Source organism: Burkholderia sp. 9775_39 (assembly GCF_015712225.1).
Classification (GTDB): domain Bacteria; phylum Pseudomonadota; class Gammaproteobacteria; order Burkholderiales; family Burkholderiaceae; genus Burkholderia; species Burkholderia cenocepacia.
On sequence record NZ_JACCQC010000043.1, the window covers coordinates 24524 to 40650 of the forward strand.

15 protein-coding genes and 1 tRNA gene are annotated in these 16127 nt (G+C 66.8%); 6 read left to right on the forward strand and 10 right to left on the reverse strand.

Annotated elements, in window-relative coordinates:
- Positions 1-159 precede the first annotated feature (159 nt).
- The gene (locus H0X90_RS33320) at positions 160-666 is read left to right on the forward strand and encodes a peroxiredoxin (protein WP_012492974.1); all 507 of its coding nucleotides are present in this window, start codon (positions 160-162) and stop codon (positions 664-666) included.
- Positions 667-906: 240 nt separating this feature from the next.
- The gene (gene lpxC / locus H0X90_RS33325) at positions 907-1824 is read left to right on the forward strand and encodes a UDP-3-O-acyl-N-acetylglucosamine deacetylase (RefSeq protein WP_006487145.1); all 918 of its coding nucleotides are present in this window, start codon (positions 907-909) and stop codon (positions 1822-1824) included.
- 81 nt (positions 1825-1905) lie between these two features.
- On the opposite strand, the gene H0X90_RS33330 is transcribed toward lpxC, so the two are convergent.
- Positions 1906-2382: a DUF721 domain-containing protein gene (locus H0X90_RS33330; protein WP_006487136.1), complete on the reverse strand. Its 477-nt coding sequence runs from the start codon at positions 2380-2382 to the stop codon at positions 1906-1908.
- A 256-nt stretch (positions 2383-2638) separates the two neighbouring features.
- On the opposite strand from H0X90_RS33330, the gene secA reads away from it, so the two are divergent.
- The 4 genes from secA (at position 2639) to H0X90_RS33350 (ending at position 8155) form a co-directional block, all read left to right on the forward strand.
- Positions 2639-5440, forward strand: coding sequence for a preprotein translocase subunit SecA (gene secA, locus H0X90_RS33335; protein ID WP_006493335.1), 2802 nt, complete (start codon positions 2639-2641; stop codon positions 5438-5440).
- Positions 5441-5584: 144 nt separating this feature from the next.
- Positions 5585-6826: a bifunctional glutamate N-acetyltransferase/amino-acid acetyltransferase ArgJ gene (gene argJ, locus H0X90_RS33340; protein WP_006496770.1), complete on the forward strand. Its 1242-nt coding sequence runs from the start codon at positions 5585-5587 to the stop codon at positions 6824-6826.
- A 19-nt stretch (positions 6827-6845) separates the two neighbouring features.
- Positions 6846-7715, forward strand: coding sequence for an ATP-binding protein (locus tag H0X90_RS33345; RefSeq protein WP_006487097.1), 870 nt, complete (start codon positions 6846-6848; stop codon positions 7713-7715).
- Entirely contained in the window at positions 7712-8155 is a 444-nt protein-coding gene (locus H0X90_RS33350) for an NUDIX domain-containing protein (protein WP_006487137.1), read from the forward strand. Before H0X90_RS33345 ends, H0X90_RS33350 begins: the two co-directional genes overlap by 4 nt.
- Positions 8156-8215: 60 nt before the next feature.
- Here the strand turns inward: H0X90_RS33350 and H0X90_RS33355 are convergent, their stop codons facing one another.
- The 9 genes from H0X90_RS33355 to H0X90_RS33395 form a co-directional block, all read right to left on the reverse strand.
- Positions 8216-8416 carry a DNA gyrase inhibitor YacG gene (locus tag H0X90_RS33355; RefSeq protein ID WP_011544509.1) on the reverse strand — a complete coding sequence of 67 codons (201 nt, stop codon included), beginning with the start codon at positions 8414-8416 and terminating at the stop codon, positions 8216-8218.
- Between the two features lie 28 nt (positions 8417-8444).
- The gene (zapD, locus tag H0X90_RS33360; RefSeq protein WP_006487143.1) at positions 8445-9200 is read right to left on the reverse strand and encodes a cell division protein ZapD; all 756 of its coding nucleotides are present in this window, start codon (positions 9198-9200) and stop codon (positions 8445-8447) included.
- Positions 9201-9309: 109 nt separating this feature from the next.
- Complete coding sequence (gene coaE, locus H0X90_RS33365) at positions 9310-9918, reverse strand: dephospho-CoA kinase (protein WP_006487123.1); 609 nt, start codon at positions 9916-9918, stop codon at positions 9310-9312.
- 1 nt (position 9919) lies between these two features.
- Entirely contained in the window at positions 9920-10831 is a 912-nt protein-coding gene (locus tag H0X90_RS33370; protein WP_006496767.1) for an A24 family peptidase, read from the reverse strand.
- Positions 10832-10876: 45 nt separating this feature from the next.
- Entirely contained in the window at positions 10877-12082 is a 1206-nt protein-coding gene (locus H0X90_RS33375) for a type II secretion system F family protein (RefSeq protein WP_006496766.1), read from the reverse strand.
- 8 nt (positions 12083-12090) lie between these two features.
- Positions 12091-13365: a GspE/PulE family protein gene (locus tag H0X90_RS33380; protein WP_020979379.1), complete on the reverse strand. Its 1275-nt coding sequence runs from the start codon at positions 13363-13365 to the stop codon at positions 12091-12093.
- 122 nt (positions 13366-13487) lie between these two features.
- Entirely contained in the window at positions 13488-14780 is a 1293-nt protein-coding gene (locus tag H0X90_RS33385; RefSeq protein WP_006489250.1) for an HlyC/CorC family transporter, read from the reverse strand.
- Positions 14781-14921: 141 nt separating this feature from the next.
- Positions 14922-14998: transfer RNA gene (locus tag H0X90_RS33390), tRNA-Pro, on the reverse strand.
- 148 nt (positions 14999-15146) lie between these two features.
- The coding region (locus H0X90_RS33395) for a polyprenyl synthetase family protein (protein WP_230878122.1) at positions 15147-16127 on the reverse strand (981 nt) is incomplete at its 5' end.

The window sequence follows — 16127 nt, forward strand, 5'->3', positions numbered from 1 at the left end:
CGCCGCGGTATCGCCGGCGTGACGGATGCTACGGACCCAGACAGGCCGCGTCGGATGCGACGCCGGGCCGGGAAAGGTGCCCTCTTCGCTTGAGCGAAGCGGGATGGGCCGGGCTGTCCGCAACACGCTGAAAAACCGTATCGCTATGAGGGACCAGCCATGATTCAAGTGGGCGACGCGCTGCCCGACGCGCAATTGTTCGAGTTCATCGACGACGCGCGCGAAGGGTGTACGCTGGGGCCGAACGCCTGCAGCGTGCGCGACCAGGTGGCGGGAAAGCGGGTGGTGATCTTCGGATTGCCGGGCGCTTTCACGCCGACCTGCTCGGCGCAGCATGTGCCGGGCTACGTCGAACACGCTGAGCAATTGCGCGCGGCGGGGATCGACGAGATCTGGTGCGTGTCCGTCAACGACGCATTCGTGATGGGCGCATGGGGACGTGATCTGCACACCGCGGGCAAGGTGCGCATGATGGCGGACGGCAGCGCGGCTTTCACTCATGCGCTGGGGCTGACGCAGGATTTGTCCGCGCGTGGCATGGGAATTCGTTCCCTGCGCTACGCGATGGTGATTGACGGCGGTGTGGTCAAGACGCTGGCCGTCGAGGCGCCGGGCAAATTCGAAGTGAGCGATGCGGCGAGTGTTCTCGCGACGTTGACGTCCTGATCGTGCGGTGCGCCGTTGCCTTCCGGCAACGCTGCTCACCGGCCTCAGGGCAGTTGTAACACGGGCTGATGACCGGAAACGCCTCCGTTCCGGGCATCGGCCCGTCCCGTATCGGCACGGGTAAACTGTCGAAACAGATTGATACGCAGTTTCAGACAGCGTTGAATAGGGAATTACGCTATAATCCCGCCTATCGAATATAACTCCTGATTGATATCTTCAATCAAGACGAAGAAGACCATGTTGAAGCAGCGCACCATCAAATCCATCGTGAAGACCGTGGGTATCGGTGTCCACTCGGGCCGCAAGATCGAGTTGACGCTCCGTCCCGCCGCGCCCGGCACGGGCATCGTCTTTTCACGCGTCGACCTGCCCACGCCGGTCGACATTCCCGCATCGGCGATGTCGATCGGCGACACGCGGCTCGCGTCGGTGTTGCAGAAGGATGGCGTGCGCGTGTCGACGGTCGAGCACCTGATGTCCGCGTGTGCGGGTCTCGGCATCGACAACCTGTATGTCGATGTGACGGCCGAGGAAATCCCGATCATGGACGGCAGCGCCGCCACGTTCGTGTTCCTGATCCAGTCCGCCGGCATCGAGGAACAGAACGCGCCGAAGCGTTTCATCAAGGTGAAGAAGCCGGTCGAAATCCGTGACGGCGACAAGTTCGCGCGGCTCGATCCGTATTTCGGCTTCAAGCTGAAGTTCTCGATCGACTTCCGTCACCCGGCCGTCGACAAGACGGGCCAGGAACTCGAGGTCGATTTCGCGACCACGTCGTACGTGCGCGAGATCGCGCGTGCGCGCACGTTCGGTTTCGCGCACGAAGCCGAGATGCTGCGCGAGATCGGCCTGGCGCGCGGCGGCAGCATGGACAACGCGATCGTGCTCGACGAGTACCGGATCCTGAACAACGACGGGCTGCGCTACGACGACGAGTTCGTGAAGCACAAGATGCTCGACGCGATCGGCGATCTGTACGTGATCGGCCATCCGCTGCTGGCGTCGTACACCGCGTACAAGTCGGGCCACGGCCTGAACAACGCGTTGCTGCGCGAACTGCTCGCGCACGAAGACGCGTACGAGATCGTGACGTTCGACGATCCGCAGGCTGCACCGAAGGGGTTCGCGTTCGACGCGCAGACGGCCTTCGCGTGACCGGCGTTCAGCGCAAGCGATAAAAAAAGCGACCCTCGGGTCGCTTTTTTGTTGGCTGGCGGCCGCCGATGACCGGTGCGGTCAACGCGGCTTCGCGCCGTGCCGTGCCGCCATCCGCGCGAGCGCGGCCTGCAGCGGCGATGGTTCGAGGTGGTCGGCGAGGTCGCGCAGCGCGGCGGCGCCGGCCGAGGTCATCCGAGCCTGCTTCACGTGCGGCGGCTCCGGCGCGTCTTTCGGCCGCACGCGCACGCGCAGCGTCGTCACGGGCCAGCCGCGCTTCTGGAGGTCGCCGAGCAGCCGCACCTCGACCTGTCGCAGCCGTGCTGCCAGCGCATTGTGCGCGGCAAAGAGGGTCAGGGTGCCGTCCTTGATGAAGCCCGGTTCGACGTGATTCGCCAGATAATCGGGCAGGCAAGCGCCCAGGTCGCGCTGCAGCGACGCGATCTGCTCGACACCGGCGCGCAGCGCCGCGAATGCGTCGGTACGACCGAGCACTTCGGACACGGGTTGCGGACGATAGGCGGCGAGCGGGCCGAAACGCTTGGAAAATCGGTTCATCGAGGCTTTATTCGAGCGCGCACGCGCGCGGACGTTGCAGCCGATTGTACCCGTGCCGGCCCGCGCACGGGCGGCTTTCGCCCCTGTCCGCCCGGCCCCGGCGCGCCATGCCCGTGCGGCCGGGACGCAGGCGCACGCGTCCCCGCGTGCTAAAATTCGACGTTTGAGTCCACTAATTCGCTAAGCCGCCGAGGCTCGGGCGCCGGGGCGCGCAACACGCGCCGGGCGCCGGTGCTGCGACGCAGGATCCGATCCGATGACAACCGGTTTTCTCCAGAAAATTTTTGGCAGCCGCAACCAGCGGCTCGTCAAGCAATACCAAAAGACCGTCGCGACGATCAATGCGCTCGAAACGCAGATCGAGAAGCTGACGGACGACCAGTTGCGCGGCAAGACGGACGAATTCCGCCAGCGGGTCGCGGCCGGCGAGTCGCTCGACAAGCTGCTGCCCGAGGCCTTCGCGGTGTGTCGCGAGGCGAGCCGTCGCGTGCTGAAGATGCGGCACTTCGACGTGCAGATGATCGGCGGCATGGTGCTCCACTACGGCAAGATCGCGGAAATGCGCACCGGCGAGGGCAAGACGCTCGTCGCGACGCTGCCCGTGTACCTGAACGCGCTGGCCGGCCGCGGTGTGCACGTCGTGACCGTCAACGACTACCTCGCGCAGCGCGACGCCGAATGGATGGCGCGCCTCTACAACTTCCTCGGTCTGTCGGTCGGCATCAACCTGTCCGGCATGGAGCACGACCAGAAGCAGCAGGCCTACGCGGCGGACATCACGTACGGCACGAACAACGAATTCGGCTTCGACTACCTGCGCGACAACATGGTCTACGAGACCGACGCGCGCGTGCAGCGGGCCCTGAACTTCGCGGTCGTCGACGAAGTGGACTCGATCCTGATCGACGAAGCGCGTACGCCGCTGATCATTTCGGGCCAGGCCGAGGATCACACCGAGCTGTACGTGCGGATGAACGCACTGCCGCCGCTGCTCGAGCGCCAGATCGGCGAAGAGAAGGCCGACGGCACGGGCGTCGAGAAGCCGGGCGACTACACGCTCGACGAGAAGGCGCGCCAGGTGTTCCTGACGGAATCGGGCCACGAGAAGGCCGAGCGCCTGCTTGCCGAATGGGGCCTGATCGGCGAGGGCGAGAGCCTGTACGCGCCGCAGAACATCACGCTGATGCACCACGTGTACGCGGCGCTGCGCGCCCATACGCTGTTCCACAAGGATCAGCACTACGTCGTGCAGAACGGCGAAGTGGTCATCGTCGACGAATTCACGGGCCGCCTGATGGCCGGCCGCCGCTGGTCCGACGGGCTGCACCAGGCCGTCGAGGCGAAGGAACACGTGAAGATCCAGAGCGAGAACCAGACGCTCGCGTCGATCACGTTCCAGAACTACTTCCGGATGTACGCGAAGCTGGCCGGCATGACCGGCACCGCGGACACCGAAGCGTACGAATTCAACGAGATCTACGGTCTCGAGACGGTCGTGATCCCGACCAACCGCCCGCCGAAGCGGATCGACAAGCAGGACCAGATCTACAAGACGGCCAAGGAGCGCTACGACGCGGTGATCCGCGACATCCGCGACTGCTACGAGCGCGGCCAGCCCGTGCTGGTCGGCACGACGTCGATCGAGAACTCCGAACTGCTGTCGCACCTGCTGAAGCAGGCCGGGCTGCCGCACGAAGTGCTGAACGCGAAGCAGCACGAGCGTGAAGCGGCGATCGTCGCGGAAGCTGGCCGTCCGAAGCGCATCACGATCGCGACCAACATGGCCGGCCGCGGTACCGACATCGTGCTCGGCGGCAATGCGGAGAAGCAGGCGGCGTTCATCGAGGCCGACGATTCGATCCCGGCCGACGAAAAGGCGCGCCGCATCCAGAAGCTGCACGACGAGTGGGAAACGCTGCACGAGGAGGTGAAGGCCGCGGGCGGCCTGCACATCATCGGCACCGAGCGCCACGAATCGCGCCGGATCGACAACCAGCTGCGCGGCCGTGCAGGCCGTCAGGGCGATCCGGGCTCGTCGCGCTTCTACCTGTCGCTCGACGATCCGCTGCTGCGCATCTTCGCGGGCGATCGCGTGCGCTCGATCATGGATCGCCTGAAGATGCCGGAAGGCGAGGCGATCGAAGCCGGCATCGTCACGCGGTCGATCGAATCGGCGCAGCGCAAGGTCGAAGCGCGCAACTTCGACATCCGCAAGCAGCTGCTCGAATACGACGACGTGTCGAACGACCAGCGCAAGGTGATCTACCAGCAGCGCAACGAGCTGCTCGAAGCACACGACATCACCGAGACGATCACCGCGATGCGTCACGGCGTGATCACCGAAGTCGTCCGCCAGTTCGTGCCGGAAGGCAGCATCGAAGAGCAGTGGGACGTGCCCGAGCTCGAGGAAGCGCTGCGCAACGACTGGCAGCTCGATCTCGCGATCCAGGAAATGGTGAACGAGTCGTCGTCGATCACGGCCGAGGAGATCCTCGACGCGGTGACGACGGCCGCCGACGAGCAGTACGAGGCGAAGGTCGCGATGGTCGGTCGCGAATCGTTCAGCGCGTTCGAGCGCTCGGTGATGCTGCAGACGGTCGACCGCCTGTGGCGCGAGCACCTCGCGGCGCTCGACCACTTGCGCCAGGGCATTCACCTGCGCGGCTATGCGCAGAAGAACCCGAAGCAGGAGTACAAGCGCGAGGCGTTCGAACTGTTCGCCGCGATGCTCGACGCGATCAAGCAGGAAGTCACGCGCATTGTGATGAACGTGCAGATCCAGTCGCCGGAGCAGCTCGAGGAGGCGGCCGAGCAGATCGAGGAGCGCGGCGGTCATCTCGAGAACGTCGAATACCAGCACGCCGACTACGCGGACGCCGGCGCCCCGGTGGCGAACGTCACGACTGCTGCTGCGGCGGCCACGGCGACGGCCGACATGGTCGGCAGCGCGATGACGCACGGCGGCCCCGGCGGCGAAATGCCGAAGGTCGGCCGCAACGACCCGTGCCCGTGCGGCAGCGGCAAGAAGTACAAGCAATGTCACGGGAAGCTGTCATGATCGGCGGCGGCGCGCGTCACGCGTGCCGCGTCGTTCGCAGCTTCGAATCAGTGATGTGAGTTGTGGCGGCCCGCGCGTGCGGCCGCCGGTTCTTCCAATCGATGCCGGCGCGTGCCGGCATTTTCCATCCGGCAGGTGTGCCCCATGGCAGTCAATTTTCCGTCGATCGATCCCGCCCAACTGCATCCCGTCGCCGGCGTCACGCTCGGCTGGGCGGAGGCGAACATCCGCAAGCCGAATCGCAAGGACGTGCTGGTCATTTCCGTCGACGAAGGCGCGACGGTCGCGGGCGTGTTCACCGAAAACCGTTTCTGCGCAGCGCCGGTCACCGTCTGCCGCGAGCATCTGGCGAAGGTGCGTGCGGGCGGCGCGGGCATCCGCGCACTGGTCGTGAATACCGGCAATGCGAACGCGGGCACCGGCGAGCCGGGCCTCGTGAACGCCCGTGAAACGTGCACGGAACTCGCACGCCTCGCGGGCATCGAGCCGGCGCAAGTGCTGCCGTTCTCGACCGGCGTGATCCTCGAGCCGCTGCCGATCGACCGCCTGAAGGCCGGTCTGCCGGCCGCGCTCGCGAACCGCAAGGCCGCGAACTGGTTCGACGCCGCGCAGGCGATCATGACGACCGACACGCTGCCGAAGGCGACGTCGCGCCAGGTGACGATCGACGGTCACACGGTCACGCTGACGGGCATCAGCAAGGGCGCGGGCATGATCAAGCCGAACATGGCGACGATGCTCGGCTTCCTCGCGTTCGATGCGAACGTCGCGCAGCCGGTGCTCGACACGCTCGTGAAGGAAGTCGCCGACCGCTCGTTCAACTGCATCACGATCGACGGCGACACGTCGACGAACGACTCGTTCATCCTGATCGCATCGGGCAAGAGCACGCTGCCGGCCATCACGTCGACCGATTCGCCGGCCTATGCGGCGCTGCGCGACGCGGTGACGGAGGTCGCGCAGGTGCTGTCGCAACTGATCGTGCGCGACGGCGAAGGCGCGACGAAATTCATGACGGTGCAGGTCGAAGGCGGCAAGAGCGTCGCCGAATGCCGCCAGATCGCGTACGCGATCGGCCACTCGCCGCTCGTGAAGACGGCCTTCTACGCATCCGACCCCAACCTGGGCCGGATTCTCGCGGCGATCGGCTATGCGGGCGTCGCGGATCTCGACGTCGGCAAGATCGACCTCTATCTCGACGACGTGCTCGTCGCGAAGGCAGGCGGCCGCAATCCGGCCTACCAGGAAGAGGACGGCCAACGCGTGATGAAGCAGAGCGAGATCACGATCCGCGTGCTGCTCGGGCGCGGCGACGCGCAGGCCACCGTCTGGACGTGCGACCTGTCGCACGATTACGTGAGCATCAACGCGGATTACCGCTCCTGATCGGGAGCGCTCGAACGACATGGACAAGCTTGAACAGTTTCTGACGCGCGCGGAAGCGCTGCTCGGCCGTCTCGAAGGGATGCTGCCGCCCGCACCGGCGGCCATCGACTGGAACGCGGCGCACGCGTTCCGCTGGCGCAAGCGCCAGGGGCGCGGTTACCTGCAGCCGGTACCGGCCGTGTCGTCGATCACGCTCGGCGACCTGCACAACATCGACCGCCAGAAGGCGCTGATCGACCAGAACACGCGGCAGTTCGTGCAGCGCAAGCCGGCCAACAACGTGCTGCTGACCGGCGCGCGCGGTACCGGCAAGTCGTCGCTGATCAAGGCGTGCCTGAATGCGTACGCGAACGACGGGCTGCGCCTGATCGAAGTCGACAAGGACGACCTGCACGATCTCGGCGACATCGTCGACCTGATCTCGCAGCGTCCGGAGCGGTTCATCGTGTTTTGCGACGACCTGTCGTTCGAGGACGGCGAATCGGGCTACAAGGCGCTGAAGGTCGCGCTGGACGGGTCGATCGCCGCGCAGTCGGACAACGTGCTGATCTACGCGACGTCGAACCGTCGCCACCTGCTGCCCGAGTACATGAGCGACAACGAGTCGTACAAGCATCTTCCTGACGGCGAGATTCACCCCGGCGAAGTCGTCGAGGAGAAGATCTCGCTGTCGGAGCGCTTCGGCCTGTGGGTCAGCTTCTATCCGTTCAAGCAGGACGACTACCTCGACATCGTCGCGCACTGGCTGCGCCACTTCGGCTGCCCGGAGACGGAGATCGACACGGCACGCGGCGACGCCCTCGTGTGGGCGCTCGAGCGCGGCTCGCGCTCGGGCCGCGTCGCGTGGCAGTTCGCGCGGGACTGGTCGGGCCGCAAGGAGCAGGCATGAGCGCGGATCTGGCACAGGGCGCCGTGCGGGCGCCGGACGGCCGCAAGGTGACGGAAGTCGCGGTCGGCGTGATGGTGCAGCCGGACGGTCGGTATCTGCTCGCGCAACGCCTGCAGGGCAAACCGTATGAAGGTTACTGGGAGTTTCCGGGCGGCAAGCTGGAGGCCGGCGAAAGCGTCGAGGATGCGCTGGCGCGCGAGCTGCACGAGGAACTCGGCATCGAGGTCACGGCCAGCCACCGCTGGCACACGCTCGAGCACGATTATCCGCACGCGTACGTGCGGCTCTATTTCTGCAAGGTGACGGGCTGGACGGGCGAGCCGCACAGCAAGGAAGGGCAGGCGTTCGTATGGCAGCAACTGCCGGTCGAGGTCGCGCCGCTGCTGCCGGCGGCGCTGCCGGTGCTCGAACTGCTCGAGAAGGAAGCGGCGTCGCAATGACGCCGCGGCGGCCCGCCGGAAACGCGGGCCATATCGGCGGACGGCGGCGCCGCGCGCCGCTCAGCTGTCGCGGCGGTTGTCCGTGCCGTCCTCTTCCGACGACGGGCCCTCGTCGGAGGCGCCGCCGATCCGATACTTTTCCGCGGCCCATGCGCCAAGGTCGAGCTGCTTGCAGCGGGCCGAACAGAAGGGACGGAACTTGTTTTCAGGCGTCCAGCGCACTTCTGCGCCGCACGACGGACATTTCACAACGGTAGTCATACGAAAGCGTTGAACCGGCACGCGGCCGTTACAGATTACACAGGGTCAGATGGAACGGCACGTCGATGTCCACCGCACGCGGCCGCACGTCGCCGTCCTGCATGGTGAACCGTACCCACAGCATGTATTTGTTGGCGCTCGCTTCGGGAATGACGCGCAGCTCCGGCGCTACCCGCACCTGCATCAGTTGATAGGTGCGGCCGGACAGCATCTGCTGGTAGCTGCCCTGCATCGCCATGACCTTCGACGCCTGGCCTGATTCGCGCGCAAGCCGCAGCACGATCGCCGCGGCGTCGCGCAACGGCAGCATCGGCAGGACCCACTTCGCGATGTCCTGGCGCCGCTGCTCGGCGGGCCATTGCTGCCACGCGTAGTACGACGGCAGGTCGAACTTGCATGTCCCGCCCGGAATCACCGCGCGGCTGCGGATGCTGGCGAGCCACTCGTTGTCGACGAGGTGCTGGCCGGTCTTGCCCTGCATCTGCGCAAGATTCGCGAGCGTTTGCTCGATTTCACCGAGCACGGCTTCGAGCGCGTTCTGCTCGATGCCCGGATTGCCGCGAAAGGGGGCGAGCGTCTGGCGCTGACGTTCGAGCTCCTTCATCAGATCCGATTTCAGGTCCGCGCGGCCCGTTACCTCGGCGATTTCGAACAGCGTCGTCAGCGCGACGTGGTGTTCACGCGGGTCCTCCTGAGCCAAAAAGAACGCGAAGCGCTCGAACAGATCTTCGAGACGCAACAGCGTGCGAATTCGCTCGTTGAACGGATACTCGTAAAGAATCAAGCGCGCTCGCCTCTTGGGTAGGGATTGAAACAATGAAGGACATTCTAATGCCCCCTCTCTACCCTAGCAACGCGCCAATTTCGTACACCATCACGATTGCGCGCGATGCTCAGTGCGCGGCGGCCGCGAACGCGACGTAGCGTTGGTGCAGTGCATCGACCTGCGCGGCGAGCGCGTCGGGCGTGACCGCGTCGTTGACGATCACGTCGTCGGCCGCCGCGAGGCGGGCTTCACGCGTCGCCTGTCGCGCGATGATCGCTTCGACCTGTTCGCGCGTGAAGCCGTTGCGCCGCATCACGCGTGCGATCTGCGTTTCGACCGGACAGTCGACGACCAGCACGCGATCGCTGCGCGCCTTCCACGTGCCCGACTCGACGAGCAGCGGCACGACGAACATCACGTACGGGCCCCGAGCCTCGCGCGCCTCGCGATCGGTCTCCGCACGGATCAGCGGATGCGTGATCGCTTCGAGGCGCCGGCGCGCGTCGTCGTCGCTGAAGATCAGTGTGCGCATCTTCGCGCGATCGAGCGAGCCGTCGGCGGCCACGAAGCCGCGACCGAAAGCGTGCTCGATAGCCGGCATCGCGAGACCGCCCGGCGCGGTGATGCGATGGGCAATCAGGTCGGTATCGACGAGCGATGCGCCACGGGCGCCGAACAGGTCGGCAACGGTCGTCTTGCCGCTGCCGATGCCGCCCGTGAGTCCTACTGAAAACATGTCAGCCTCCGAGCGCCGCATAGAAAGGGGTGCCGAAAAACAGCGTGGCGACGCCGCCGGCTGCGAGGAACGGGCCGAACGGAATCGGCTCCTCGAAGCGCATGCGGCCGCGCCAGGTCGCGACGAGCCCGACGACCGCGCCGGTCACCGCCGCGAACAGTACGACCTGCGGCAGTGCGGCCCAGCCCATCCATGCGCCGAGCGCGGCAAGCAGCTTCAGGTCGCCGAAACCGATGCCCTCGATGCCGCGCAGCCATTTGAATAGCCAGTAGATCGACCACAGGAACAGGTAGCCGGCCATCGCGCCGATCACGGCCGAGCGCAGCGAAGCGAACGTGCCGCCGAGGTTCAGCACGAGCCCGGCCCACAGCAGCGGCAGCGTCATCGAATCGGGCAGGTAGCCGGTCCGGATATCGATCGCGCTCATCGCGAGCAGCGCCGCGCACAGCGCGAACGCGGCAAGCGCGGCGACGGTCGGGCCGAACGCCGCGAGCGAGCCGGCCGCGAGCCCTGCGCACGCGAGCTCGACGAGCGGATAGCGGATGCCGATCGCATGGCCGCAGCGCCGGCAGCGTCCGCGCAGCATCAGATAGCTGACGACCGGGATGTTCTCCCATGCGCGCAACACGTGGCCGCAATGCGGGCAGGCGCTGCGCGGGCGCCACAGATCGTAGCGCGGCGGATAACCATCGTCGGGCGGGGTGCTTGCGGCGCCCGTCGCTTCGGCGATCTCGGCCTGCCACGCGCGCTGCATCATCACGGGCAACCGGTGCACGACCACGTTCAGGAAGCTGCCGATGCAAAGGCCGATGACGACCGCGAACGCATACTGCAGCGCGGGCGGCAGCATCGCCAGCGCGAGCAGCGTGCTCTCGGGCGAATCGGAAACGGCGGACAGGGGCGCTGGCGTCATGAGGCTCAAGGATCGGACTAAAAGGCGACAGAATCGGTTGCGATGCTACACCACGTTGCCGAGCTGAAGGATCGGCAGGTACATCGCGATCACGAGGCCGCCGACGAGCGCGCCAAGGACGATCACGATCAACGGTTCGCCGAGCGCCGCGAGCGCATCGAGACGCGCGTCGAGCTGGCGTTCGCACAATGCGGCGATGTCGCCGAGCATCGAGTCGAGCGCACCGGTTTCCTCGGCGACGGCGATCGGTTGCACGACGTCGTCCGGAAAGCAGCCGGCCGAATGCATCGCATCGGCCAGACGGACGCCGCGCAACACGCGTGCGGCGATGTGCGCGGTGGCGTGCGCGAACACCGGGTGGCCGGCCGTGCGCTCGAGCGTGGCGAACGCATCGGCGAGCGGCACGCCGGCGCCGAGCAGGGTCGCCAGCGAGCGGCACCAGCGTGCGGCCGCGAACCGTTCCAGCGCGCTGCCCGCGAGCGGCGCGCGCAGCAGGCGCCGCGCGAGCGCATGACGCAGCGCGACCGAGCGCCGCAGCGCATGCTGCGCGGCCAGCGCTATGGCGGCCGCACCGGCCAGCAGCACACCGCCCCACGCCGACAGTGCCGAGGACAGCGCGAGTAGTGCGCGGGTCGGCGCGGGCAGGGCGGCGCCGAAACCGTCGAAGATCTGCCGGAAGGTCGGCACGACCCACACCATCAAGGCTGCCGAGATCGCGAGCGCGAACAGGATGACGGCGGCCGGATACGCGAGTGCGGCGCGCAGCTTGCGCCATTGCGCATCGGCGCGCTCGCGATGTTCCGCGACCCGGGTCAGCACGATGCCGAGCGACCCGGACGCCTCGCCGACCTCGATCAACTGGCGATACAGCGTGCCGAACTGCGATGGATAGCGTGCGAGCGCATCGGCAAAGCGCCGGCCGCCGACGATTTCACGGGCGAGTCCCGCGGCGATGCGCGGCACGCCGTCGCGCGTGCGGGTGCGGGCGAGCATCTCGAGCGACGGCGCAAGCGGCAGGCCGGCCTGCAGCAGACTTGCGAGCTGGCGCGTGAAGCGCGTGATGTCGCGTGCGGCCGCCGCGGGCGGACGGGCCGGCCCGCGGCCGTCGAGCGACAGTACCGCGATGCCGTCGCGTGCGAGCGTGGCGCGCGCGGCCGCGGCGTCGAAGGCGACGACGATCCCGCGGCGCGGCGAGCCGTCGCGATGGCGGCCGCGCCATGCAAAGCGGGTTTCGCGCGGTGGCGTGCGCATACTTATGCTCATGCCGCAGGTGTGGCCGCGACGGCTTCCGCGATGCTCGTCGTGCCGTCCAGGACGCGGGCGAATGCCGCGTCGCGCAGGCTGCGGACCCCCTCGGCCGCCACGCACTGCGCGAGTTCGCCGACGCTCGCCCGCGCGACGATGCGCTCCGCCAGCGCGGGCGATACCGGCATCGTCTGATGCAGGCCGATGCGGCCGCGATAGCCGATGCCGTGACAGGCGGAACAGCCGCGCGCGACGAACGGCCGCCATCCGGCTGCCAGCGCCGCCGGGTCACAGCCGGCTTCCCGCAGCGCACGCACCGATGCGTCCGAATGCACGCGGCAGGCGACGCACAGGCGCCGGACGAGACGCTGCGCGGTGACGAGATGCAGCGCGGCCGCGAGGTTGTACGGCGCGACGCCGATATCGAGCAGCCGCGCGACGGCGGCCGGCGCGTCGTTCGTGTGCAGCGTCGACAGCACGAGGTGGCCGGTTTGCGCAGCCTTGATCGCGACATCGGCCGTCTCCGCATCGCGAATCTCGCCGACCATGATCACGTCCGGATCCTGCCGCAACAGCGCCCGCAGCGCGGTCGCGAACGTGAGCCCCGCCTTGTCGGCGACCCCGACCTGGTTGATCCCGTCGAGCTGGATCTCGGCGGGATCCTCGACCGTGCAGACGTTGTGTGCGTCGCGATCGAGCATCTGCAGCGCGCAGTAGAGCGACAGGGTCTTGCCGCTGCCGGTCGGGCCCGTGACGAGCACGAGGCCGTGCGGCGCGCGGATCGCGGCCTCCATCGCGGCGGCCTGCCGCGCGTCGAAGCCGAGGTTGGCAAGCGAGAGATCGGGCGGCAGTGTTTCGAGCCGCCGCAGCACGAGTTTTTCGCCGAACAGCGTGGGCAGCGAACTGACGCGGTAGTCGCCGCGCGTGCCGCCGTCGATCGCGATGCGCAGCCGGCCGTCCTGCGGAAGCCGCCGCTCGGCGATGTCCATGCGCGAGAGCACCTTGATCCGCGTGACGAGCGCATCGCGCAGGTGTAGCGGCGGGCGCGCATGTTCGTGCAGCACGCCGTCGATGCGAAGACGGATGCGCCAGCCGGCTTCGAATGGCTCGACGTGGATGTCCGACGCGTCGCGCACGCGCGCCGCATGCAGCGTGTCCGTCAGCAGCCGTACGGCGGGAGCATCGTCGAGCTGGGCCGCATCGAGTGCGTGGGGCGCGGTGGGCGGCGCACCGGCGTGCGCGGGCGACGACTGCGGGTGCAGCGGCGCCCCGGAGGAAGGGAAATGCATGTGAGCCGGCACGCGGGCCGCCTGTTGACCGTGATGCGCAGATGATCGCGCGTCGCGGGCGGCGCCGGCAGTCGGCCGTTCGGCTAGGGCCGCCGCAAGCCCGTTATTAGCGCGAACAGGCCCTAGCGCGCGGCGGTGCGTCCGGTGCGCGCGCCGCGCGGCTTGAACAGCTTGACGGTGCGCACTGCCTGATCGTCGCTGCGCATCACTTCGAGCATCACGTCGCCGATTTTCAGGCACACGTCGTCTTCCGGAATTTCCTCGAGGATCTCGAGTACGAGCCCGTTCAGCGTCTTCGGCCCGTCGGTCGGCAGTTTCAGGTGCAGCCAGCGGTTCAGTTCGCGCAGCGGCATGCTGGCCGAGACGATGCATTCGCCGTTCTCGTCCCAGCCGCCCGCGCGTTCGCTGCGCGGCATCGACGTCGTGAATTCGCCGATCAGTTCCTCGATGATGTCCTCGGGCGTGACGAGCCCTTCGAGTTCGCCGTATTCGTTGACGACGAGCGCGGTGCGATGCCGGGTTTCCTGGAAGAACTGGAGCTGCTGGACCACCGGCGTGCCCGACGGCACGTAGTACGGTTCGGTGAGCAGCGAGCGCAGCGTCTCGCGGTCGAAATCCTGGTTGTGCAGCGCGGTGAGCGTCTTGCGCACGTGCAGCACGCCGAGCACCTTGTCGATGTCGCCTTCGTAGACCACCAGCCGGTTGTGATAGCAGGTTTCGAGCTGATGGAGGATGTCGTCGAGCGGCGCGTAGAAGTTGAGCGACTCGATCTGGCGGCGCGGCACCATCACGTCGTCGACCGTGATGTTCTCGAGGTCGAACAGGTTGAGCAGGATGCTGCGGTGCTTGGTCGGCATGAAACTGCTCGATTCGAGCACGATGGCCCGCAGCTCGTCGGCCGACATCCGCTGGTCGCGGCCCTTCTTCGTGTTGATGCGCAGCACCCACAGCACGCCGTTCGCGAGCGCATTGACGAACCAGACGACCGGCTTGAACACGCGCATCAGCGGGGCGATCACGAGGCTCGCGGGCAGTGCGATGCGCTCGGGAAACGTCGCGCCGACGATCTTCGGCGCGATTTCCGCGAACACGATGATCAGGAACGCGACGACGCCGGTCGCGATCGACAGCGCGAGATTGTTGCGGCCGAACGTATGGAGCGCGAGCGACGTCGTGAGGACGGGGATGATCGTGTTGAACAGGTTGTTGCCGATCAGGATCACGCTGAGCAGCAAGTCAGTGCGCGTGAGCAGCCCCTGCGTGGTTTTCGCGCCGAGTGCGCCCTGGCCGGCGAGATGCTTCAGCCGATGGCGATTGAGCGCCATCATCGCGGTCTCGGAAATGGAAAAGAAGCTGGAACAGAGGAGAAGCAGGAAGACGGCGCCGATTTGCGCCCATAAGGGAATTTGGTCCACGCGTTGGAAAGGGCAGTGAAGGACAGGGATGGGGGAAATATAGCAGAGGCCGGCGACCGCGATGTGTCGCGCGCGACACGAGGGGCTCGCGGCGGCCGGACGAAAAAAAACCGTGCACACGGTGCACGGTTTTTTTAAATCTGGTCGGGGTGAGAGGATTCGAACCTCCGGCCTCTACGTCCCGAACGTAGCGCTCTACCAGGCTAAGCTACACCCCGATTTTTGCTCTTCGGACTTCGCTGTCTTCGTGAAGATCGCTGCGTCGTCTCAAGCAAGAACGTAACTATAACGATGTTTTTTCTAAAAGGGAATACTTTGATGAAGAAATTTTTCGGGACAAGGCGCCGCGTCCCGTTCGCGGCGTGTTCATGACTGCCGCGACGTCGAGTACGAGCACAACCCGAGCAGGCTTTCCTTGTAGATCGAATCGGGGAACGCGGCAATCGCCGCTGCCGCGGCCTGCGCTTCCTGGCGTGCGCATTCGAGCGTGTGATCGAGCGCGCCCGAGCGCGTGATCGCTTCGAAAATCGTGTCGAAGCGATCGGTGCCGCCCTGTTCGATCGCCTCGCGTGCGAGCGCCGACTGTTCGGGCGTGCCGCGCTCGATCAGATAGATGAGCGGCAGCGTCGGCTTGCCTTCGCGCAGGTCGTCGCCGGCATTCTTGCCCATTGCCTCGGCGGTGCCCGCATAGTCGAGCCAGTCGTCCATGATCTGGAACGCGGTGCCGATCCGGCGGCCGTATTCGGCGGCGGCGGCCTCGGTCGGCGCATCGGCGCCCGCGAGCACCGCGCCCAGGCGCGCTGACGCCTCGAACAGCTTGGCCGTCTTGTAGCGGATCACCTGCATGTAGCGCGTTTCGTCGACGTCCGCGTCGTGCATGTTCAGGAGCTGCAGCACCTCGCCTTCCGAAATGATCGTCGTCGCTTCGGACAGGATCTCCATCACGCGCATCTTGCCGACGCCCACCATCATCTCGAACGAGCGCGAGTAGAGGTAATCGCCTACCAGCACGCTCGCCGCGTTGCCGAACAGCGCATTGGCGGTCTGGCGGCCGCGGCGCAGCTCGGATTCGTCGACGACGTCGTCATGCAGCAGCGTGGCCGTGTGGATGAACTCGACGACGGCGGCCAGCACGTGCCGCTGGTGCGACGTTTCGCCGAGCGCGCCGGCGACGAGCAGCAGCAACGCCGGACGCAGCCGCTTGCCGCCCGCGCCGATGATGTACTCGGCGATCTGGTTGATCAGCAGCACGTCGGACGCGAGGCTTTGCCGGATAACGCGATTCACCTGCTCCATGTCGCTGGTGATCGGGGCGAGCAGGTGGGCGGCGCTGAGGGTGGGGGAGGC